The sequence below is a fragment of the Myroides sp. genome, assembly GCF_032073645.1.
Classification (GTDB): domain Bacteria; phylum Bacteroidota; class Bacteroidia; order Flavobacteriales; family Flavobacteriaceae; genus Flavobacterium; species Flavobacterium odoratimimum.
Genome location: NZ_DAMANB010000003.1, coordinates 192,429 through 215,144, shown reverse-complemented (window position 1 = coordinate 215,144; position 22,716 = coordinate 192,429). Strand labels below are relative to the sequence as shown.

15 protein-coding genes and 2 tRNA genes are annotated in these 22,716 nt (G+C 36.8%); 12 read left to right on the top strand and 5 right to left on the bottom strand.

Features of this window, described 5'->3' with window-relative positions:
* On the bottom strand, positions 1 to 1,290 hold the full coding sequence (locus tag RT228_RS03940; protein ID WP_006259655.1) for a sigma-54 interaction domain-containing protein: 1,290 nt from the start codon (positions 1,288 to 1,290) through the stop codon (positions 1 to 3).
* A 26-nt stretch (positions 1,291 to 1,316) separates the two neighbouring features.
* Complete coding sequence (gene miaB, locus RT228_RS03935; RefSeq protein ID WP_006259654.1) at positions 1,317 to 2,765, bottom strand: tRNA (N6-isopentenyl adenosine(37)-C2)-methylthiotransferase MiaB; 1,449 nt, start codon at positions 2,763 to 2,765, stop codon at positions 1,317 to 1,319.
* 1,218 nt (positions 2,766 to 3,983) lie between these two features.
* On the opposite strand from miaB, the gene topA reads away from it, so the two are divergent.
* The 8 genes from topA (at position 3,984) to RT228_RS03895 (ending at position 15,448) form a co-directional block, all read left to right on the top strand.
* Complete coding sequence (gene topA / locus RT228_RS03930) at positions 3,984 to 6,515, top strand: type I DNA topoisomerase (protein WP_006259653.1); 2,532 nt, start codon at positions 3,984 to 3,986, stop codon at positions 6,513 to 6,515.
* A 6-nt stretch (positions 6,516 to 6,521) separates the two neighbouring features.
* Complete coding sequence (locus RT228_RS03925; RefSeq protein ID WP_006259652.1) at positions 6,522 to 7,664, top strand: formimidoylglutamase; 1,143 nt, start codon at positions 6,522 to 6,524, stop codon at positions 7,662 to 7,664.
* A gap of 121 nt (positions 7,665 to 7,785) precedes the next feature.
* Positions 7,786 to 9,186, top strand: coding sequence for a gliding motility lipoprotein GldK (gene gldK / locus RT228_RS03920; RefSeq protein ID WP_006259651.1), 1,401 nt, complete (start codon positions 7,786 to 7,788; stop codon positions 9,184 to 9,186).
* Positions 9,187 to 9,220: 34 nt separating this feature from the next.
* Positions 9,221 to 9,883: a gliding motility protein GldL gene (gldL, locus tag RT228_RS03915; RefSeq protein ID WP_006259650.1), complete on the top strand. Its 663-nt coding sequence runs from the start codon at positions 9,221 to 9,223 to the stop codon at positions 9,881 to 9,883.
* Between the two features lie 28 nt (positions 9,884 to 9,911).
* Positions 9,912 to 11,474, top strand: a complete 1,563-nt coding sequence (gldM, locus tag RT228_RS03910; protein ID WP_006259649.1) for a gliding motility protein GldM — start codon at positions 9,912 to 9,914, stop codon at positions 11,472 to 11,474.
* A 37-nt stretch (positions 11,475 to 11,511) separates the two neighbouring features.
* Positions 11,512 to 12,399, top strand: a complete 888-nt coding sequence (gene gldN / locus RT228_RS03905) for a gliding motility protein GldN (protein ID WP_006259648.1) — start codon at positions 11,512 to 11,514, stop codon at positions 12,397 to 12,399.
* 58 nt (positions 12,400 to 12,457) lie between these two features.
* Complete coding sequence (locus RT228_RS03900; protein WP_006259647.1) at positions 12,458 to 13,519, top strand: NAD(P)/FAD-dependent oxidoreductase; 1,062 nt, start codon at positions 12,458 to 12,460, stop codon at positions 13,517 to 13,519.
* Positions 13,520 to 13,531: 12 nt separating this feature from the next.
* Positions 13,532 to 15,448 (top strand): ABC-F family ATP-binding cassette domain-containing protein, encoded by a 1,917-nt coding sequence (locus RT228_RS03895; RefSeq protein WP_006264646.1) that lies wholly within the window; start codon positions 13,532 to 13,534, stop codon positions 15,446 to 15,448.
* 113 nt (positions 15,449 to 15,561) lie between these two features.
* Here the strand turns inward: RT228_RS03895 and RT228_RS03890 are convergent.
* Positions 15,562 to 15,634 (bottom strand) — tRNA-Met (locus RT228_RS03890).
* Positions 15,635 to 15,966: 332 nt separating this feature from the next.
* Between RT228_RS03890 and RT228_RS03885 the strand changes: the two genes are divergently transcribed.
* On the top strand, positions 15,967 to 16,407 hold the full coding sequence (locus tag RT228_RS03885) for a hypothetical protein (protein WP_006264647.1): 441 nt from the start codon (positions 15,967 to 15,969) through the stop codon (positions 16,405 to 16,407).
* A 34-nt stretch (positions 16,408 to 16,441) separates the two neighbouring features.
* Here RT228_RS03885 and RT228_RS03880 read toward each other — a convergent pair.
* Positions 16,442 to 16,514, bottom strand: a tRNA-Met gene (locus RT228_RS03880).
* A gap of 76 nt (positions 16,515 to 16,590) precedes the next feature.
* On the bottom strand, positions 16,591 to 17,247 hold the full coding sequence (locus tag RT228_RS03875; RefSeq protein ID WP_006259645.1) for a CatB-related O-acetyltransferase: 657 nt from the start codon (positions 17,245 to 17,247) through the stop codon (positions 16,591 to 16,593).
* Between the two features lie 157 nt (positions 17,248 to 17,404).
* Here RT228_RS03875 and era point away from each other — a divergent pair, with 157 nt between their 5' ends.
* The 3 genes from era to RT228_RS03860 all read left to right on the top strand — a co-directional run bounded on the left by era (position 17,405) and on the right by RT228_RS03860 (position 22,475).
* Positions 17,405 to 18,292, top strand: a complete 888-nt coding sequence (era, locus tag RT228_RS03870) for a GTPase Era (RefSeq protein ID WP_006259644.1) — start codon at positions 17,405 to 17,407, stop codon at positions 18,290 to 18,292.
* A 67-nt stretch (positions 18,293 to 18,359) separates the two neighbouring features.
* Positions 18,360 to 19,670, top strand: coding sequence for a ribosome biogenesis GTPase Der (gene der, locus RT228_RS03865; protein ID WP_006259643.1), 1,311 nt, complete (start codon positions 18,360 to 18,362; stop codon positions 19,668 to 19,670).
* A 105-nt stretch (positions 19,671 to 19,775) separates the two neighbouring features.
* Positions 19,776 to 22,475 (top strand): TonB-dependent receptor, encoded by a 2,700-nt coding sequence (locus tag RT228_RS03860; RefSeq protein ID WP_006259642.1) that lies wholly within the window; start codon positions 19,776 to 19,778, stop codon positions 22,473 to 22,475.
* Positions 22,476 to 22,716 lie beyond the last annotated feature (241 nt).

The window sequence follows — 22,716 nt, the reverse complement described above, 5'->3', positions numbered from 1 at the left end:
CTATAAGTCGTATTGTTTTATTTTTCTATACAATGTTCTCTCTGAGATGTTTAATTCTTTAGCAGCAGCCTTTCTCTTGCCGTTATGTCTCTCTAGTGCTAGTTTGATCAGCTTTATCTCCTGATTTGCTAAGTTTAGAGGTTCATCATCTACTGTCTCTGCTTCTAGATAGTTAGAAGTATCTTCGTCATCATCTACTGTCTCGTGAAAACCTAGATTAGCACTAGGAGATACCGGAGTATCCATAGCGATGATGTCTAGATTAGTACTCGGTGGAGCCATCAGTTCTGGTAGCTCAGTCTTCTTCGTACCATAGATCTTTTGGATAAGAGATTTGTTGGTTTCGGATACTGTCCCTTTATCGTGTTGTAGTAGCTCTAGTGTCAGCTTCTTTAGATCAGTTAAGTCACTCTTCATGTCGAATAGGACTTTGTACAGTATTTCTCGTTCATTGCTGAAGTCAGACTCTGCCTTTGGCCCATTCACGATAGAAGGTAACTGTCTGTCATGGTTGGGTAAATACCCTTGAAGTACAGGTAGAGAAATATCTCTATTGGTCTCTAATACCGATATCTGTTCTGCCACGTTTCTTAACTGACGGATATTACCATTCCAGCTATAGCGCATAAGGTATGCAGCTGCAGCAGGCTCTAGCTTTATCGGAGGCATCTTATACTTATGTGAGAAGTCAGAAGCAAACTTTCTGAACAGTAGGTGGATATCTTCGCCTCGCTCGCGTAGAGGAGGTAAGGTGATCTCTACCGTACTCAGTCTGTAGTATAGGTCTTCTCTAAACTTGCCCTTATTGATAGCATCCATCATATTGACATTAGTCGCAGCGATGATGCGTATATCTGTTTTTTGGACTTTAGAAGAACCTACTTTTATAAACTCTCCATTCTCTAACACACGCAATAGTCTTACCTGAGTAGTCAGAGGTAGTTCTCCCACTTCATCTAAGAAGATTGTACCGCCATCTGCCTCTTCGAAGTAACCTTCACGAGTGCTTATAGCACCCGTAAAAGCCCCTTTTTCGTGTCCGAATAACTCACTGTCTATCGTCCCTTCTGGGATAGCACCACAGTTCACCGCGATGAACTTACCGTGCTTTCGATGAGACATAGAATGTATAATCTTAGGAATACTTTCTTTACCCACACCACTCTCTCCAGTGACTAAGACTGAGATATCAGTAGGAGCTACTTGTATAGCTTTTTCCAATGCACGGTTTAGTTTGACATCGTTACCGATAATTTCGAAGCGTTGTTTTATGACTTGAAGGTTTTCCATTCTTATATTTTAAATATTGCTATTTACTATCCTTGCATAGGAGAGTATCCTACCGCTTTACCGATTAATGTAGCAGAAGTACAGTCAGCGATCTCTACCATCACGAAGTCTCCTACGTTATAGTGCTCCTTAGGGAATACTACTGTAGTGTTCTGAGAGTTACGCCCAGACCATTCGTCTTCATTACGCTTAGATGTTTTCTCGATAAGTACTTCTACCGTTTGACCCACGAAGCGTTTTGTACGCTCAAGGCTGATTTTGTTTTGTACAGCGATGATCTCTGTAAGACGACGTTTTTTAACCTCTTCTGGCACATCATCCTCTAACTTACGAGCAGCTAATGTACCTGGTCTCTCAGAGTAGGCGAACATAAACCCGAAGTCATATCTCACGTGCTCCATTAGTGATAATGTATCTTGGTGATCCTCTTCAGTCTCTGTAGGGAATCCAGTGATCATATCTTGTGATAACGAGATATCTGGTATCAATGCATAGATCTTATCTACTAGTTCGATGTATTCTTCTCTAGTATGCTGACGGTTCATCTCCTGTAAGATACGTGTACTTCCAGACTGTACTGGTAAGTGGATATACTTACAGATGTTCTCATGTCTAGCGATAGACTCTATCACCTCGATATGCATATCTTGAGGGTTAGAAGTAGAGAAACGGAAACGCATCTTAGGGAATGTAGTAGCACACTGATCTAATAACTGAGCGAAATCTACAGCTGTCGCTTTCTGCATATCGCTAGCTTTATCGAAGTCTTTTTTAAGACCTCCACCATACCATAGGTAGCTATCTACGTTCTGACCTAGTAACGTGATTTCTTTAAAACCTCTCTCTTGTAAGTCTGTGATTTCTTCTATAATACTCTGTGGGTCACGGCTACGCTCACGACCTCTAGTGAATGGTACCACACAGAATGTACACATATTATCACATCCTCTAGTGATAGATACGAATGCTGTCACCCCATTACTCTGTAGACGCACTGGAGAGATATCACCATAAGTCTCATCTTTAGATAAGATCACGTTGATCGCATCTCTACCTTCTTCTACGTCTTTAAGTAAGTTAGGAAGATCTTTATAAGCATCAGGACCTACTACCATGTCCACGATTTTTTCTTCTTCTAAGAACTTTGCTTTAAGACGCTCAGCCATACATCCTAGAACACCTACTTTCATACCAGGGTTCTTTCTTTTTACTTGGTTGTATTGGTCTAAACGTTTTCGAACAGTTTGTTCTGCTTTATCTCTGATCGAACAAGTGTTTACTAACACTAAGTCCGCTTCTTCTAAGTTGTCTGTTGTATTATACCCTTCGTTAGATAGGATAGATGCTACAATCTCACTGTCAGAGAAATTCATTTGACAACCGTAGCTTTCGATAAATAGCTTCTTGTTGTTGTCTTGTTTTTGTTCTAAATGTAAGCTTGTACCTTGTTTATTTTCGTCAATTACCTTTTCCATAAGATACTTTAAGGATGTTTTACTTTAAGGGACAAAGATACTTTTTTTTGTCTAACTGACAAGATGACAGTGTTAGTTTTAAGGTTTTTTTGTACCCCATTTTATTTAACGCTATAGAATACCTTTTTTGCTCATAATCTTTGAGTTGTAATTCTAAGTTGTTGAGTTGATTATTACAGAATGGATACTAATGAACTGATTTGGCGTTTATGGCTCTATAATCCCTTTTTGACCTCGTATGCACTTTTGTTTTGGTTTTATTTTATTGATATTCAGTATTTAGTGTTGTTTTGGTTTATTTTCGTTCGGAAGTTGTTCGGAGATAGTCAGTGCTTACTTGGGATGAGAGGTGTTTTCTAAAAGCGTACCCTATCTCTACCCGAACCATCTACTACCAAAATAAAATGGAATACAAGGAAATTTCTAATAATGATACGATGAATAGTGGGGCATATATATAAAACTATAAATATTAAACAAAACATATAAACCTCAGTTCAATTAAAAAGATTTTATGCACGATTCTAGAATAATGTTGTTTTTAAATGATATAAATATGTGTACTTCGCTTGCACTTCTTAGGGGATTCCTAGGAGTTTTCTAGGGCTTTCCTTGCCCAGAAGGCATCTTTGTCGAAGAAAGGTGCAAGAAACCCTCAAGCAATCCCCTAGTAGATCAGAACGAAAATATCTTTAGTTAACTAGTATATGCTGATGAGCTAAAAATAGTTTTTTACGTACACGCCTTTAAAAAACACTAAGTCGTTGTATTTATAATGTTTAAACTAATACTGTTTTTGCTTATTAAGTAATTATTTAAAACAATTGATTAATAGAACTCAGGTTATAAATAAAAAGTGATTTTAAAAAAATGCAATTTGTTTAGTTGTTAAACAGTAGATTCACTATTGACTTTTTTACTTCTAAAGGTTTAGAAAACTTTAAGCATTGTGCGAAATAAAAGGGGTATAAAAGCATTGAGAGAGGTAAAAATTAAAAAATTTAGAGAATTGTTATTAAATTGTGTAATTTCTTGATTTTGTTTGTAAAAAAAATCAATATATCGGTTTATTACTAGAATGTTGGTTTATTTTACGAATAACTAGGTAATTATTACAATTTTTATATGCTGGCATATTAGTTAAAAGAAGCATTAATAAGTAGTGGCACGGATATATTCAAAAAAATCATATATTTTTGCTTCACAAAATAATGAAGTATGGCAAAGAATTTAGTGATTGTTGAGTCACCTGCAAAGGCAAAAACCATTGAAAAATTTTTAGGACAGGATTATCAGGTAGAGTCTAGCTATGGACATATAGCGGATCTGCCTTCTAAAGAAATAGGAGTAGATGTAGAGAATAACTTTAAGCCTAAATATGAGGTATCGAGTGATAAGAAGGCGGTAGTTAAGAAGTTAAAGGATCTTGCGAAGAAAGCTGAAATGGTTTGGTTAGCATCCGATGAGGACCGCGAGGGAGAGGCTATTGCATGGCACTTAGCGGAAGAACTAAATTTAAAGAGTAATAACACAAAGCGTATTGTATTCCACGAGATTACAAAAAATGCTATTTTAAAAGCGATAGATAACCCACGTCAGATAGACTATAATCTAGTGAATGCACAACAGGCTCGTCGTGTACTAGATAGATTAGTGGGGTATGAACTGTCTCCTGTACTGTGGAAAAAGGTAAAAGGAGGATTATCTGCTGGACGTGTACAGTCTGTGGCTGTACGTCTTATCGTAGAGAGAGAAAGAGAGATTAATGACTTTAAGGTAGAGTCATCTTACCATATATCAGCAGAGTTTAAGACTGCTGAAGGAAAAACATTAAAAGCTAAACTGCCTAAGAACTTTGCGACTGAGAAAGAAGCAAGAGACTTTTTAGCAGTTAATATTGGAGCAGCGTACAGAGTAGCAGATTTAGAGACTAAACCTGCTAAGAAATCACCTGCAGCTCCATTTACCACTTCTACACTACAACAGGAAGCGGCTAGAAAGCTTCACTACTCAGTAGGTCAGACGATGATGTTAGCGCAGCGTTTATACGAGAGCGGACTGATCACGTATATGAGAACGGATAGTGTGAACTTATCTAAAGAGGCAATGAGTGCAGCAGCAGCTGAAATCACGAAGTCTTACGGAGCAGAATATTCTAAACCACGTACTTATACGACTAAGAGCAAAGGAGCTCAAGAGGCGCACGAGGCTATCCGTCCGACGAATATGGCTCTGCACAGTGCTCCTGTAGATAGAGATCAGGCTCGTCTATATGATCTGATTTGGAAGCGTACTTTGGCATCTCAGATGAGTGATGCTCAGTTAGAGAGAACGAATGTGCGTATAGAAGCAAATAAGTTTAAAGAGTTATTTGTGGCTACGGGTGAGGTATTGCTTTTTGAAGGATTCTTAAAAGTGTACTTAGAAGGGCATGATGATGAGGATGAAGAAGTAGAAGGAATCTTACCAGCATTGAGAATTGGAGAAGGATTAGAACAAAATGCGTTAGTAGCTACTCAACGTTTTACTAAGCCTGCTGCTAGATATACAGAAGCGTCATTAGTGAAGAAGTTAGAGGAGCTAGGTATCGGTCGTCCGTCTACTTATGCACCTACTATTTCTACTATTATCGCTAGAACGTATGTCGAAAAAGGAGAGACTGAAGGTAAAGAGCGCAACTATAAGATGATGATGCTTAGAGGTGCTGAGGTGAAAGAGAAGGTGCTGACAGAGAAAACGGGATCTGATAAAGGGAAGTTAGTACCTACAGATATCGGTATGATCGTGAATGACTTCTTAGTGAAGAACTTTAAGACGATCTTAGATTATAACTTCACTGCTAAGGTAGAAGAGGACTTCGATGAGATCGCGGCTGGTAATGAGGATTGGGCTAAGATGATGAGAGAGTTCTACGATCACTTCCACCCAACAGTGAAAGATGTAGAAGAGAACGCAGAGCGCGAGTCTGGAGAGCGTATATTAGGTATCGACCCTAAGAGTGGACGTACAGTATTAGTGCGTTTAGCTAAGTTTGGTCCTGTGGCGCAGATCGGTAATCCTGAGGATGAAGAGAAGCAATATGCTAGCCTTACTGCTGAGCAGAATATCGGTACGATTACATTAGAAGAAGCACTAGCATTATTCCTATTGCCAAAGGTATTAGGAGAATATAAAGGAGAAGAAGTAGAGGTAAACAATGGTAGATTTGGTCCTTATGTGAGAGTAGGTAAGTCATTTATCTCTCTGCCTAAAGGAGAAGAACCTGCTGATGTGACGCTAGATAGAGCATTAGAATTAATCAAAGAGAAAGAGCAAGCAGATGCTCCTATCGCTACATACCAAGGGCTGCCTGTGCAGAAAGGTGTGGGACGCTTCGGACCATACTTAAAGTGGAATGGTATTTTTATCAACGTGAATAAGAAGTATAACTTCGACAATCTATCTCAAGCGGATATCAACGAGCTAATCGAAGATAAGATTCAGAAAGAGAAGGATAAGGTAATTCACGATTGGGCAGAAGAAGGTATCCGAGTAGAGAAAGCAAGATGGGGTCGTTCTGTAATCTTAAAAGGAAAAACGAAGATAGAGCTAGGTAAGGATGTGGATGCTGCAGCGTTATCTCTAGATGAGGTAAAGGCAATGATCGAAGCAAAAGCGCCTGCTAAAAAGACAGCTGCTAAGAAAACGACAGCTAAAAAAGCAACTACTACTGCTAAGAAAACAGCAACTAAGAAGACGACTAAAAAATAAGAAAGAATGATCTACGAACTGCTAAGACCGATAAATAACGAATTAATCACTTATATAGATGGTTTACAGAGTCAGTGTATAGGGAAGAAAGTAACGTTCTTCTCTGGTGGTTCTTTTGAGAATGAAGGTCGATATAATATTGCTATTATAGGTATTAGCGATAATCGAGGTAATGGTGAAGGAGTGAGTATAGTAGATATCACTAAAATAAGAAAGGCTTGGTATTCGTTATATCCTGGTAACTGGGGTGTGAATATTATAGACTTAGGAGATGTAGTAGCGGGTGAGAGATTAGAGGATACATACTATTTAGTAAAGACTCTAGTAGCTGATCTAGTGAGACAAGGGGTAATCCCTGTGTTCGTAGGAGGATCTCAGGATATGACTTATGCGATGTATAGAGCATATGATGCGCTAGAGCAGTCTGTGAATCTAGTGTCTATAGATGCTAAGTTAGACCTTTCTAAGACAGAAGGTGATGTGGCAAATAGTTATCTGACGCGTATTATACTAGAAGAGCCTACGAATCTGTTTAATTTTTCTAATATCGGGTATCAGACTTACTTCAATGCACAAGAAGAAATAGACTTAATCGCTAGTTTATATTTTGAGGCGTATAGAGTAGGAGAAATATCTGGTAATATAAAATTAGCTGAGCCAGTACTTAGAGATGCTGATATCGTAAGTATCGATATGACTTCTGTTAAGTCTGCAGATTCTGGTAATTTTGAGTTCTTTAATCCGAATGGATTTGATGGAAGAGAGATATGTGCCTTAGCTAGATACAGTGGGTTAAGTGATAGAGTTTCATCTTTTGGAATATTTAATTATAATAATAATAAAAATGAAACGTTATTAATAGCACAAATCCTTTGGTATTTTGTGGAAGGTGTTAATTATAGATCGAATGAATACCCTTTTGTCAGTAAGGCTAGTTATATGAAGTATATCGTGCCGATAGAGGGATATGACGACTTGATATTCTATAAGAGTGATATCTCCGAACGCTGGTGGATAGAGGCTTCTATAGAAACGATGGATGCCGAAAGAAAAGTGTTGTTGCCTTGTAGTTATGAGGATTATGAGCTGGCTATAAGCCAAGTTATACCTGAAAGATGGTGGCGAACAATAAAAAAAAGTGTAGTATAAAAATTAATTTAACAAAAATAAATAATTAAGTTAAATTAATTTTTAGCTTTGTTTTGTGAAATAAAAAGAAAAAAAATTACTTGTAAGTATTTTATAGTAGTACATAAAAACCTAAAATTATATGAAGAAGATCATTACGTTAGGAGCAGTTTTAGCTTTGATGACCAGTTGTGGAACTGGAGATCGAGGTGAATTGATGCATGGTGAGGCTGGAAAAAGATGGAGCAGTGAGAAACCACAAGGGATGTCACTTATTCCAGGAGGTACTTTTACCATGGGTCAAGCCAATGAGGATTTCTTAGGAGCCCAAGATGCGCCAACAAAAACAGTTACTATCGGTTCATTTTATATGGATGAAACTGAAATTTCGAATAACCAATACCGCAAATTCGTAGAATGGGTAAAGGATTCGGTTGTTCGAACTAAATTAGCTATTGCAGCTGATGAAATGGGTGTGGCTAAAGAATCAGGTGGTATCGGTGCGTATGCATTCGTAGATGCTGAAGAGGATTTAGAAAGAATGACTCCATACCAACGATATATGTATGAGAACTATTACAGCCTTCAGGTGAGTGATGATATCTACTCTGGACGTCGTTTAAATAAAAAAGTTCCTTTAGTGAAAGATACTAGAAAGTATCCAGACGCTAACTATGTGGAAGTAATGGATTCATTATATATCCCAGCTAGTGAGACGTATAATGGTATGACTACTTTCGATAACTCTAAGTTGAAGTTTAAATATTCTTATGTAGATGTAGATGCAGCTACTAGAGATAGATCAACAGAAAATAGAGGGAAGAGAAATAGACACTTAAAAACGGAGACGCTATTAATCTATCCTGATACAACACGTTGGATTAAAGAATTCCAATATTCTTATAACGAACCAATGCACAATGATTACTTCTGGCACGAAGCTTTTGGTGATTATCCTGTAGTAGGGGTAAACTGGCACCAAGCTAAAGCATTCGCTGCATGGAGATCAATGTATAAAAACATTTATCTGAAAGATAATAAGATGACTCTTGAGATCAATGAATTCCGTTTGCCAATGGAAAGTGAGTGGGAGTACGCTGCTAGAGGTGGTCTAGAAGGAGCTATGTATCCTTGGGGTGGACCTTATGCAACGGATGAGAAAGGATGCTTTATGGCAAACTTTAAACCAACTCGTTTTGATTATGCAGCAGATGGAGCTCTTTATACAGCTAATGTTCGTTCTTACCCTCCTAATGGATATAACTTATACAATATGGCAGGTAACGTAGCAGAGTGGACTAGCTCTACTTATGATGCTTCTAGTTACGATCACATGTCAGCTTTAAAGCCTAGAAATAGACCTAGCGAAAGCCCACTAAAAGTAGTAAGAGGTGGTTCTTGGAGAGACCCAGCATATTTCTTACAAGTTGCTACTCGTGATTCTGAGTACGCAGATTCAGCAAGAAGTTACATTGGATTTAGAACAGTACAATCTGTGTCAGGTTCTTTATCACGTGTTAACCAAGCAAAAATGGCTCGTTAATAATCAAACAAAAAAATAAAAGAAGAAAAAGGCTATGGCAATATCTAAAAAAGTGATGAACTTCTGTTATGGAATGGGAGCTTCAGTAGTAATCATCGGTGCATTATTTAAAATTACGCACATGGAATTTGGACCTTTTAATGGTAACAATATGTTAACTGCAGGTCTATTAGTAGAGGCGTTTATTTTTGCAATCTCTGCATTCGAGCCAGTTGATGAGGAATTAGATTGGGCAAAGGTATATCCAGAATTAAAAGATGGGAAAGCTAGAGAAGTAAAAGTGGCTAAACAAGCTGTTGTAGAGCCTCAAGATACAGAAGGGATGCTTTCTAAAAAATTAGATCAGATGTTGAAGGATGCTAAAATTGATGGAGAGTTAATGAATAGCTTAGGAAATAGTATTCGTAACTTCGAGGCTGCTTCTAGAGAGATGGGGCCTTCTGTGAATTCTGTTGCTTCAACACAAAAATATGCGCAAGAAATGACATTAGCTGCTCAACAGTTAGAGTCTCTAAATAAAGCTTATAAAGTACAATTAGAAAGCGCAACAGCGAATGCTGAAATCAATAAGGCAGTAGCTGAAAACAATGCTCAGTTAAAAGAGCAAATGCAAGCATTAACAAACAATTTAGCGTCATTAAACAACGTTTATGGTGGAATGCTTTCTGCTATGGGTGGTGGAAGAAATGCTAATTAGTTTATAATTTTTAAAATATTATAAGGTAATGGCTAAACAAAAACTGACCCCAAGACAAAAGATGATTAACCTGATGTATCTGGTGTTTATCGCGATGATGGCACTTCAGGTATCTACAGAGGTTTTATCAGCTTTTGGTGTAGTGAACGAGAAGTTCGAGGCAGCTAATGAAGGTGCAAAAGCAAATAATGAAGGTTTGCTAGGGGCTTTAGAGAAGAAGGCTGAGGAGAACCCAGCTCAATTCGCTGACCCTGCAAAAAAAGCAAAGGAAGTAGAGAAAATTACGCAAGAATTCTATGACTTCGTGGGTAAATATAAAACTCTAATTACTAGCGAATTTGAAGGAGAACGTACAGAGAATGGTAAGTTACCTGCTGAGCGTATGAATAAATCTGATATTATCAATGACGCTTGGTTTACAGGTGATAATTATTCAGCAGAAGGACAGGCTTTTATCGATGGTATTAATAAGTACAAAAAAGCACTTCTTGATATCTTAGAAAAAGATGCTAAGTTCCAACCTATCGTATTAGATATAAATAGTAAATTTAATCTAAACGATGTTAAAGATAGCCAAGGAAAAGATAGAGCTTATTTAAATTATAACTTCTATGGTTTCCCAGCTATTGCTTCTTTGACTAAGTTATCAACAATGCAAAACGATGCAAAAATAGTTGAGGCAGAGATTTATAACAGCTTAATGGGTAATACACTTAGTAAAGCTGCATCTATGAAGAACTATCAAGCAATCGTAGTAGCTGATAAATCTACTCTTTTTGCTGGTGAAACTTATAAAGGTAAAGTTGTCTTAGGTCGTTATGACAAATCAACTGTTCCTACTAAAGTAGTTGTTAATGGTCAAAACATTGATTTATCTAAATCATTAGTTGATGGACAAGTTAACTTAGGGTTTACTGTTGGTAACGTAGGTGAGCACCAAATCGGAGGTAAGTTTACTTTCGTAGAGGATGGCCAGCCAGTAGAGATTGATATTAAAGGTAGTTATGTAGTAGTACCTAAACCGAACTCAGCTAATATATCTGCTGATAAGATGAACGTAGTATATCGTGGTGTTTCTAACCCTATGACTATTTCGTTTGCTGGTATCGCTAATGATAAAGTACAAGCTTCTGCTCCAGGACTTACAAGTCAAGGAGGTGGTAAATATACACTAAGACCACAATCAGGAAGAGAAGTAGTTATCAATGTAACAGGGACTTTACCTGATGGACAAAAAGTATCTGATAGAAAAGTTTTCCGTATTAAAGATATTCCTTCTCCAAGAGGAACAGTACGTGGGGAGTTCAATGCTAAGGGACCTAAGTCTAACTTAGAGATTGTGACTATCGGTGCTAAATTAGAAGACTTTGACTTTGATTTAAATCTTACAGTTACTAGTTTTGTATTGCAAATACCTGGACAACCTAGTATCGTTGTTCCTGGAAATAGAATGAATGAAAGAGCAAAAGCGGCTATTCGTAGAGCTCAGTTAGGTGACGTGGTAGTAATTTCGGATATTAAAGTGCGTTTAGAAGGTGCAGGAGACTATGCATTGAAAAAAACATCACCATGTACGTTTGAGATTATGTAATTTCACTTAAATTTATAAGAAGAAAATTTTGAAGAATATGAACTTGAAGAATTTTTCACTATATATAGTGTTTACGCTGTTTTCAATAGCATCATTCGCTCAGACGAATCTATTGAATGCAAAATCTGCTGCTGATATTGGTATTATGCCAATCTCGGAGATTCTAATCAAAGCAGAAGGACCAATACCTTACGGACACGTTCGTGAGAAAGATATCTTATTCGGTATTAAAGTATGGGAGAATATTTCATTAGCTGAGAAAGCGAATGAGATGTATCTATATCCTATTGATGAGTATTCATCTGAAGGAAGAAAACCTCTGTTCCAAGTTTTAATCGATGGTATTAAATCTGGAGAGATTACTGAAGTGTATGATAATAGTGATTTTAAAAATCAACGTACATTAAAAGATATTCAAGACTCTTTCGTGAGAGTTGATACTACAGATGCTGGTATCGAATATTACAATGCTGGAGAAGCTATTCCTGAGGAATATATTCAGAAAGTAGAGTTAAGACCTTCTGATGTTAAAGAGTATCACATCATGGGTATGTGGTATTTCGATAGAAATGAAGGACAGTTAAAATATAGATTATTAGGTATTGCTCCAGTAGTAGCAGACTTGTATACTAAAGGATCAGCTAACGAGAACTATGTAGAGTTATTCTGGATATTCTTTGCTGATGCTCGTAATACATTGTTCCAAAACTATGCATTCAATGCTAAGAACCCACTTAATCCTATCAACTTTGACCATTTGTTAAACTCGAGAAGATTCAGTGCTACTATTTATAAAGCAGATAACCAATACGGTAATCGTAAAATTGATGATTACATCAAGAGTAATGATTTAAAACGTTTATTTGAGGCAGAAAGAATTAAAGAATTGATTCGAAACCTTGAAGATGATATGTGGAATTACTAATTTTGTAGTTTCTAATTTATTAAGCTCTTATCTATTAGAATAGATAAGAGCTTTTTTAATGGCTTTAAGTATGGTAGATTATATTGTAGTAGGTACGGGTTTGGCAGGAATCTGTTTTACAGAAAAACTAGCTAGTGAAGGAAAGACCTTTGTGGTGATAGACAATGAGAAGCGCTCATCTTCACTAATGGCCGGTGGTATGTATAACCCTGTTGTATTAAAGCGTTTCACGGATGTGTGGAAAGTAGGAGAACAATTAGATATTGCTTTGCCTTTTTATGCAGCATTAGAAAGAAAGTTAGGAGAGAAGTTTATCTTTGAAATGCCTTTGTACAGAAGATTGTTATCTGTTGAGGAGCAGAATAATTGGTTCCATGCAGCTGATAAACCTAATTTAGAAAAGTATTTATCGCCTAAGTTAGTTCGTAATGAAATTAATGGAGTGAAGTCTCCTTTTGGTTTTGGTGAAGTGAATTATACAGGTTATGTCGAAACTAAAACCTTGATTAAGGCTTATAGAGCTTATTTGAACGAAATCAAGAGTTATAGACAAGAGGATTTTGATTACGATTGTTTAAGTTATACAGAGGATGAAGTTAGCTATAAGGATATAGTGGCTAAGCATATTGTTTTTGCAGAAGGTTTTGGGATGTTACAGAATCCATTCTTTAAAGATTTGCCTTTAGATGGTACTAAAGGTGAGGTGCTTTTGGTGAAGATTCCAAATCTTAATATAGATATTATATTGAAGGCAAATGTATTTTTAATCCCAGTAGGTAATGATCTATATAAAGTAGGTGCTACTTATGATTGGGAAGATAAAACAGATACGACTACAGAAGAAGGGTTAAGAGAGTTATTAGAAGGATTGAGAGATGTTGTTGACTTAGACTTTGAAGTAGTAGCTCATAATGCTGGTGTGCGTCCTACTGTAAAAGATCGTCGTCCATTGTTAGGAAGAAGTAGAGAGTCTGCGAGAATCCATGTGTTGAATGGATTGGGAACTAGAGGGGTGTTATTAGGCCCTTTCTTAGCAGAGAAATTATATAATAATATAGAAAAGGCTATGGAGCTAGAGGAGAATATCTCTATTCATAGATATAAGAAGTTTAAATTTTAGTACAATCTAAGTATGTTAAATATACACAATCTATCAGTTTCTTTTTCTGGTGAGTATTTATTTGAGAATGTGACATTCCGCATCGGTGCAGGTGACCGTGTGGGGTTAGTTGGGAAGAATGGAGCTGGTAAGTCCACTATGTTGAAATTATTATCAGGAGATTTAGAGCCTGATACTGGAAGTATGGCTGTTGAAAAAGACCTCCGTATCGGATTCTTAAGACAGGATATTGATTTTATACCTGGTAGGACTGTACTAGACGAAGCTTATCAAGCTTTCGTAGAAATCAAGAAGGTAGAAGCAGATCTTGAAAAGGTTAATATTGAATTAAATGAACGTACAGACTATGAGTCTGAAAGTTATAGTGAGTTAATCGAAAAGTTAAGTGATTTGACGCACCGCTTTGAGATTATCGGAGGATATAATTATGTTGGTAACACAGAACGTATCTTATTAGGACTTGGTTTTAAACGTGAGGATTTTAATAATCAGACAGATACTTTCTCTGGAGGATGGCGTATGCGTATCGAGCTAGCGAAATTGTTATTACAAGATAACGATTTGTTACTTCTGGATGAGCCAACGAACCACTTGGATATCGAGAGTATCATTTGGTTAGAACAATTCTTAAAGTCGTATGCTGGTGCAGTAGTGATTATTTCGCACGATAAGATGTTCTTAGACAACGTAACGAATCGTACGATAGAAATATCACTAGGGAAGATATATGACTTTAATAAGCCTTATTCACAGTATTTAGTATTGCGTGAAGAGCTTCGTGAGATGCAGTTAGCTTCTCAAAAGAATCAGGCGAAGAAGATTGAGGAGACAGAGAAACTTATCGAGAAGTTTAGATATAAAGCGACGAAGGCTTCTATGGCACAATCTCTTATCAAGAAATTGGATAAAGTAGAGCGTATCGAAGTAGATGAGGATGATAATGCGGTGATGAATATCTCTTTCCCTGTGAGTATAGATCCAGGTAAAGTAGTTTTGGAAATTGATAAAGTAACGAAGCGTTATGGTGATAAAGTGATCTTTAAAGATATTGATCTTTTAATTGAACGTGGTACTAAGGTAGCCTTTGTAGGACAGAATGGTCAAGGTAAATCTACGTTGATCAAAGCTATAATGGAGGAGTTTGAATACGAGGGTACTATTAAGCTAGGACACAATGTTCAATTAGGATACTTCGCTCAGAATCAGGCAGACTACTTAGATGGTGAGAAAACGGTATTAGACACAATGTTAGACGCGGCTACTGATAGTAATCGTGTGAAAGTACGTGATATGCTAGGGTCTTTCTTATTTAGAGGGGACGATGTTGAGAAGAAGGTGAAAGTACTGTCAGGAGGAGAGCGTAACAGACTTGCGTTGTGTAAAATGTTACTTCTTCCTATCAACGTATTGCTGATGGATGAGCCGACGAACCACTTGGATATTAAGTCTAAAAACGTATTGAAGAAAGCTCTAGAGAACTTTAAGGGAACTTTACTGTTAGTATCTCACGACCGTGACTTTTTACAAGGGTTAACGCAGTTGGTTTATGAGTTTAAGGATCAGAAGATAAAACAATACTTAGGTGATATCAATTACTTCTTAGAAGAGCGCAATGCACAGAATATGCGTGAAATCGAGAAAGTAACTGTTGCTCCAGTAGCTAAAGCAGTAGTGGTGGAGGAGAAAAAAGCACCTGCTTTATCTTATGAAGAACAAAAGAAGCAAAAGACACTTCAAAATAGATTGAGCAAGATTGAGAATGAAATAGCTGAACTTGAAAAAAAGGTAGCTAAGGATGATGAACGTCTAGCTGTGGACTATGAAAAACTAATGGCTGACTCTAATTTCTTTAGTGACTATGAGAAGAAAAAGAATAAGATTGATGATTTGATGATTGAGTGGGAAGAAATCCACGAACAATTACAATAGATAATAAAAAAGGGATTACATTAAGTAATCCCTTTTTTTATAAAATAGGCGTAATAAAGTTATATTATTTCAAGAAAAAACCACTTCAAGTGATTGAAGTGGCTTTTACTTAGTAGCGGGAACAGGACTCGAACCTGTGACCTTCGGGTTATGAGCCCGACGAGCTGCCTACTGCTCTATCCCGCGCTATTGTGGTACAAATGTACAACCAATATTCGGGTTGACAAAATCAGACAATTGAGTAAAACAGTGTTTATTGGCTTTAATGTTAAATGTTTTTCACTGCTAGGAGTCTTTTTTACTTAATTATTATTGATAATATATTTTATAGAAGTAATATTACTAGAAGGTTATATTCTTTTTAAGAAAGTTGTTTGATAGGTGTGTAAGTGTTAATTAAAAAAGAGGTGATTCATTTATTTTGTGAATATTTTAGTATTTTTGACTGTGTTAGTCAGGGTAATAATAGTACTTATTCTGTTTCTGAGACTTATTATGAATTAATACTTCCCTATTATATGAAGAATATTGAGAAAACATTTCAAATTATTAGTTACCTACAGTACCCTTTTCTATTAATAGCTTTATTCTATAGCTTTAAACCGATCTATGATAGAATAGCTTTCGGTAATATGGATACTTATTTATCGTGTATGAATAATGCATTGATGTTTATAGGAATTGGGGTCAGCTTTTCGGCATTGCAGGATTCGACCAAGACGCAGAATAATTTCTCTAAACGTATATGGCAGGACAAGAAGAAAGGTGTAATAGCCTTATATATTATAACGCTAATGGCTGTACTTTCTTTTATTGGAGGTGGAGTAGGATACTATTTTGCTGTTTCTAGTGTTTTAGAAGAGATAGCAGTTGGTTTACTTGTACTAGGTATTGGTTTGCTTGGATTGCTAAGTGTTGCCATAAATATGTATAAGTACCAACAGAGTATCATCAAATAAAAAAGCCACTTCGTTAGAAATGGCTTTTACTTAGTAGCGGGAACAGGACTCGAACCTGTGACCTTCGGGTTATGAGCCCGACGAGCTGCCTACTGCTCTATCCCGCGTTATTGTGGTGCAAATATAGAACGAATATTTGGGACTCACAAATGAGTCCCTAAAATAATTCGCTCTTTTTTACTTTTATTTTGATTGTAAGCCTTGTGTATACTCAGAATGAGCTGATTCTAAAGCCTCAATGTCATTGTTAAATAGGTGTTTAAGGAGATGATTTAGTTTTTCTTCTGGCCAATCATAAATTTTTAAATCCAATAACTTTTTTATTATTTCTTCTGAGAAACGCTGTTTTATTGGTTTTGCAGGGTTACCAGCTACGATAGTATACGGTTCGACATCCTTTATAACGACAGCACCCGAGGCGATAATAGCTCCTTCACCTATAGTGATGCCTGGCATGATCATAGATCGCATACCTAACCATGCGCCATCGCCTATCGTAGTGTCTCCTTTTGCCTGATACGCTTCTTGTATCACATCTAGATAAGGATATAGACTAAACCAATCTGTGCGATGCGTATTATTCCCTCCCATTAAGATAACGACTTCCGCCGCTATACAGACATGAGATCCTATGTATAACTGATCTATATGCCATAGTGGTTCCCAGGCTTGTAGACTGTATTCATCACCATATAGGTAACGTACTACACTATCTTCAAAGCTGTCCGTCCAGGCATTGCTGTAATAACTTGTTGTTCCCTTGATATGTATATTAGGATTCTTGACTGTTTCGTGTAGGTATTCTACTTTAGACCAATGTTTTTTGTTCTCATCTATCATTTGTTCTCTTCTATTTTTAAGTATATAACCTTAGGTAGGCTAATTGTTTATCTATATTTCAAAAGCTAAATATATATAAAGTGTTGTTATAAATAATATTTAATTTTTCCTATGTCATTGATATAAGCTACCTTTGCTACCGAAAAAATTAAATAATATGACGCATAAAGCTGGTTACGTTAACATTATTGGTAATCCAAATGTAGGTAAATCAACACTAATGAATGCTTTAGTAGGAGAGAGATTGTCTATCATCACTTCTAAAGCACAGACTACTAGACATAGAATATTAGGAATCGTAAATGGAGATGATTATCAGATCGTTTTCTCAGATACTCCTGGTATTATTAAGCCTGCATACGAATTACAAGAATCAATGATGGACTTCGTTAAATCTGCTTTTGAGGATGCGGACGTATTGATTTATATGGTAGAGATAGGGGAGAGAGAGTTAAAAGACGAAGCGTTCTTCGCTAGAATTAACAACTCTAAAGTACCTGTAATGTTGCTTCTAAATAAGATAGACAAATCTAATCAAGAACAACTAGAAGAACAAGTAACCCTATGGAGTGAGAAGGTTCCTAATGCTGAGATATTCCCAATATCTGCTTTAGAGAAGTTTAATACGCAGGCTGTATATGATCGTATCATAGAACTATTGCCAGTATCTCCACCGTATTTCCCTAAAGATGCCCTAACAGATAAGTCAGAACGTTTCTTCGTGAACGAGATTATACGTGAGAAGATTTTGCTTAACTATGATAAGGAGGTGCCTTATGCTGTAGAGGTAGAGACAGAGGAGTTTAAAGAAGAAGAGAATATCATTCGTATCAAAGCTGTTATTATGGTAGAGCGTGATAGTCAGAAGGGGATTATCATCGGACATAAAGGTGCTGCTTTAAAGAAAGTAGGGATAACAGCTAGAGAAGAGATGGAACAATTCTTTATGAAGAAAGTTCACTTAGAACTATTCGTAAAGGTGAATAAAGATTGGAGATCGAGCGACTATCAACTACGTCGTTTTGGATATAATCAAAAGAAATAAGGAATAATAAAATAATCATTAAAATATCGCATTGAAATACTAACTTTGCGACATATTTAAAATATTTATGAGTAGTATAGTAGCCATAGTTGGTAGACCAAACGTAGGGAAGTCAACTTTTTTTAATCGATTGATTCAAAGAAGAGATGCCATCGTAGATTCGGTTAGTGGAGTGACACGTGATAGAAACTACGGCAAGTCAGAGTGGAATGGAAGAGAGTTCTCAGTGATTGACACTGGAGGATATATAAAAGGATCTGACGATGTTTTTGAAGGTGAGATTAGACGTCAAGTATCTTTAGCTATTGAAGAGTGTGATGTAGTAATATTTGTAGTAGATGTAGAAGAGGGTATTACACCTATGGATGCTGAAGTAGCTCGTTTATTGCGCAAGGAGACTAAACCTGTATTCGTAGCTGTAAATAAAGTGGACAGCTCGAAGCGTATGGATGATACATTCGAGTTCTATAACCTAGGTTTAGGAGAGATATACCCTATCGCAGGGATGAGTGGAAGTGGTACTGGAGATCTATTAGATGCTGTAGTAGCTGCATTGCCAGAAGAAGAAGTAAGAGAGACAGAAGAAGAAGAGTTACCACGTTTTTGTGTTGTAGGTCGTCCTAATGCTGGTAAATCTAGTTTTATCAATGCACTTATTGGTGAAGATCGTTATATCGTTACAGATATTGCTGGTACTACACGTGATGCTATTGATACGCGTTTTACACAGTTTGGTTTTGACTTTAACTTAGTGGATACTGCGGGTATCCGTAGAAAATCAAAAGTAAAAGAAGACTTAGAGTTCTACTCAGTGATGAGATCTGTGAGAGCTATCGAGCACAGTGATGTATGTATCCTTATGGTAGATGCTACACGCGGGTTCGAAGGACAGGATCAGAATATATTCTGGTTAGCAGAGAAGAATAGAAAAGGGGTTGTTATCCTTGTAAACAAATGGGATTTAGTAGAGAAAGATACTATGACTACTAAACAGTTTGAAGATAGAATCCGTCAAGAGATCGCGCCATTTACAGATGTGCCTATTATCTTTACCTCTACAGTGACTAAACAGCGTTTATTAAAAGCGTTAGAGACTGCTGTGGAAGTATATGAAAATAGAAAAGCAAGAATTTCGACTTCTAAATTTAATGAAGCGATGTTGCCTATCGTAGAGAATACGCCACCTCCTGCAATTAAAGGAAAATATATCAAGATAAAATACTGTATGCAATTGCCTACAGCTACACCTCAATTCGTATTTTTTGCTAACTTGCCACAATATATCAAAGACCCTTACAAACGATATATTGAGAATAAGTTAAGAGAAATGTACAACTTCAGTGGTGTGCCTATCGATATTTATTTCCGTCAGAAATAGTAAGTAATATATTCTATATATACTAGCGGTCTTTGTGTAATAACATTGACCGCTTTTTTTATGAGAAACTTATTGACGTTACTACTATTAATCTCCTGTGTGAATATGTACTCACAGAGTACTGTGAATATTACTGGGACAGTAGTAGATAGTTTAAAACAGCCGATAGAAGCGGTGACGGTATACCTATCGAAAGAGAAAGACTCTACGCTAGTGGAGTACACCATGACGGATGTCAAAGGTAACTTTAAGCTTGCCTTCAGTAAGCTATCTGATCCTTCAGTGCTCAAGCTTTCTATGGTAGGGTACCAAGATTACGCTAAGAAGTTTGAAAAAGGGGTACAAGAAAATATAGACCTTAAAACACTTATCCTTAAAGAATATGGCAATCAGCTAGACGAAGTGCTGATTGTGGCAGATGCTCCACCTATTCGAATGAAGAAAGATACTTTAGAGTTTAACGCTGCTTCGTTTAAGGTAAGACCTGATGCTAATCTTGAAGAGCTTTTAAAGAATCTACCAGGAGTGCAACTAGATGAAAATAAAAAGATCACGGTCAATGGTAAGCCTGTCAATGAAATCTTAGTCAATGGTAAACCTTTCTTTAACGAAGATGGTGCAGTAGCGCTAGAGAACTTACCTGCTGAGATTATCCAGAAAGTACAAGTCACTGAAAAAAAGACTAAGAAAGAAAAATTCACAGGTGAACGCAGTAGAACAGATGATGCGAGTATCAATATCACGATAGACGAGGATAAGAATAAAGGGCACTTTGGACGAGTATCAGGCGGATATGGAACAGATGAGCACTATGAAGCAGGAATGTTCTTAAACACCTTTAATAAGCGTAGAAAGATTAGTCTGATCGGATCTGCTAATAATATTAACGCTGTTGGGTTCTCTATGGACAAGGTGTTTGATAATATGCGTACAGGGCGCTCTAGAGGAGGGCTTACAGAGTCGCGTATGTTAGGATTAAACTTTGTAGAAGATGTATCCGATAAGCTCAAGGTTAATGGTAGTTACGATTATAACTTTGCAGAGACAGAACAAGCTAATAAGTCATCTAGTACTAAGTTTTTGCCTTCAGGGCAGTTTAGCACAGATTCTAATTCTTCTTCCCTAGGAGGGAATGAAGGGCATAGGGGGAATGTATCTGTAGACTATATGGGAGAGAAAGACGCTTTCTATTTTAGCCCTCATTTTAGTACAGATCACACCTATTCGACTAGTGAGAGCAATCAAGTATCTTATGATGAGCATGGAGAAAAACTGAATAGTAGCAATGCTCACTCATCATCTAGAGGAAACTCAGATAGTTTTAGTTCATCTGCACAGTATACACGCAAGTTTAAAAAAGAGGGACAATATCTAAGTATAGGTTTTAATAATAGCAATAGGAGTGCTACAAATAATGCATTGAGCGAATCTCTGACGCAGTTTTTTCAATCAGATACAGAAGACGATTGGCGTAGACAGTACAGAAAGAATTATACGACTACGGATAGTTATGGTATATCTGTAGAATTCACACAGCCGATTACAGATTCATTAAGAGTATCTATAGGTGTGGACTGGAGTAGAAATCAGAGCATTAACGATCTGCAAGTGTTTAACTATAATGAGACAGAGCAGGGGTATACTGATGTCAATGTACTAGAGACAAATAGATATACGGATATTGGGAATAAGGTGTCTCCTTATGTAAACTTTGCGTTGAATAAGAATAAGTACAATATTAATATTTCGACGAGGACTCAGATCGTTAAGAATACAGCTACTGCTCTTTATAATGCGAAGTGGTATAGTCTAGATAAACACTACATCGACCCGAATATTAATGCTATGATTAATTATAGACTGACGAAGGATAAGAGTCTATTCGGTATCTATCGATATAATGTGAATTATCAAAGTGCAAGCCAATTACTAGATATCACAGATATCTCTAACCCATTAACGACTACGATCGGTAACCCGGATCTGAAGCCTACTGGGCAGCATAACGTTAATCTTAGCTACCGTTCGTATGACTTTCAGACTCGTGCTGGATATAGTATTTCGGCTAATGCAGGAATATTTGATAATAGTATAGTAGGATCTGTAATCTATGATGAGGATAAGAAGGCTATCTCTACGTATAAGAATATACAAGGGAACTACCAATGGGGAGTTACAGCTGACTGGTTTAAGAATAGTAAGTGGGGAGAGCATGCGCTGAGATACGGTATTATGTTTAGATATAATCAGACCATTAATAATGGGTATATAGACGGAGAGACCTATACCGCTAGAGGGAATACGATGGGACCACGTGTGTATCTAACCTATGATTACGGAGAATGGGTGTCTATAAAACCATCATATAACTATAATTATAATAGAACGAGTTATACTAATTTCTCTGTAGATAAGGCTTCTAACTTTACACATAGATTTAATATACAGACAACAACGTATTGGCCGAAGAAGGTTACATTTGGTAACGACTTTGCTTATAATTATAATTCACAGATTGCTAAAGGCTTTAAGAAAGATTTCTATATGTGGAATATTAGTCTAGCGTATGATTTCTATAAAGACAAATTCAGTGCTAAGGTGAAAGTGTATGATGTATTAAATCAGAATACTAGTAGTACACGTACCATCGACCCAATGCAGATAGTGGATTCTGAGAGTTTGGTACTGAAGCGATATGTGATGTTCTCATTGACTTATAAGCTTAATGAGTTCGCAGGAACTAAAAAAGGAGGGAATAGAGGAAGAGGAGGAGTCTCTAGACCGATGCGTGTGATGAGGTATTAAAAAAAGGACTTAAGTAAAATACAAGAAAATATAGTAAAGGCAAGTCGAGTATAGCTAGAATAGGAGTTATACTCGATTTGCCTTTTTGACTTGTGCGGTTTGACTCCGTAGTGAGTCCGTTATGTGTCCGTACTGACTCCGTAGTATCAAGAGAAATAACGGAGTCAGTATGAAGGTGTAAAATAGTTGTGTTGTAAAGACAGCGAGCGAGAGTGCATAAAAAAAGCAGGCAATGTAGAAG

Excerpts from the sequence above, each read along its gene's own strand:
- RT228_RS03895 (WP_006264646.1), top strand. The coding sequence starts at position 13,532 with ATGTTAAATATACACAATCTATCAGTTTCTTTTTCTGGTGAGTATTTA.
- gldN (WP_006259648.1), top strand. The coding sequence starts at position 11,512 with ATGAACTTGAAGAATTTTTCACTATATATAGTGTTTACGCTGTTTTCA.
- RT228_RS03925 (WP_006259652.1), top strand. The coding sequence starts at position 6,522 with ATGATCTACGAACTGCTAAGACCGATAAATAACGAATTAATCACTTAT.
- miaB (WP_006259654.1), bottom strand. The coding sequence starts at position 2,765 with ATGGAAAAGGTAATTGACGAAAATAAACAAGGTACAAGCTTACATTTA.
- gldM (WP_006259649.1), top strand. The coding sequence starts at position 9,912 with ATGGCTAAACAAAAACTGACCCCAAGACAAAAGATGATTAACCTGATG.
- topA (WP_006259653.1), top strand. The coding sequence starts at position 3,984 with ATGGCAAAGAATTTAGTGATTGTTGAGTCACCTGCAAAGGCAAAAACC.
- RT228_RS03900 (WP_006259647.1), top strand. The coding sequence starts at position 12,458 with ATGGCTTTAAGTATGGTAGATTATATTGTAGTAGGTACGGGTTTGGCA.
- era (WP_006259644.1), top strand. The coding sequence starts at position 17,405 with ATGACGCATAAAGCTGGTTACGTTAACATTATTGGTAATCCAAATGTA.
- RT228_RS03860 (WP_006259642.1), top strand. The coding sequence starts at position 19,776 with ATGTACTCACAGAGTACTGTGAATATTACTGGGACAGTAGTAGATAGT.
- RT228_RS03940 (WP_006259655.1), bottom strand. The coding sequence starts at position 1,290 with ATGGAAAACCTTCAAGTCATAAAACAACGCTTCGAAATTATCGGTAAC.
- RT228_RS03885 (WP_006264647.1), top strand. The coding sequence starts at position 15,967 with ATGAAGAATATTGAGAAAACATTTCAAATTATTAGTTACCTACAGTAC.
- RT228_RS03875 (WP_006259645.1), bottom strand. The coding sequence starts at position 17,247 with ATGATAGATGAGAACAAAAAACATTGGTCTAAAGTAGAATACCTACAC.
- gldL (WP_006259650.1), top strand. The coding sequence starts at position 9,221 with ATGGCAATATCTAAAAAAGTGATGAACTTCTGTTATGGAATGGGAGCT.
- gldK (WP_006259651.1), top strand. The coding sequence starts at position 7,786 with ATGAAGAAGATCATTACGTTAGGAGCAGTTTTAGCTTTGATGACCAGT.
- der (WP_006259643.1), top strand. The coding sequence starts at position 18,360 with ATGAGTAGTATAGTAGCCATAGTTGGTAGACCAAACGTAGGGAAGTCA.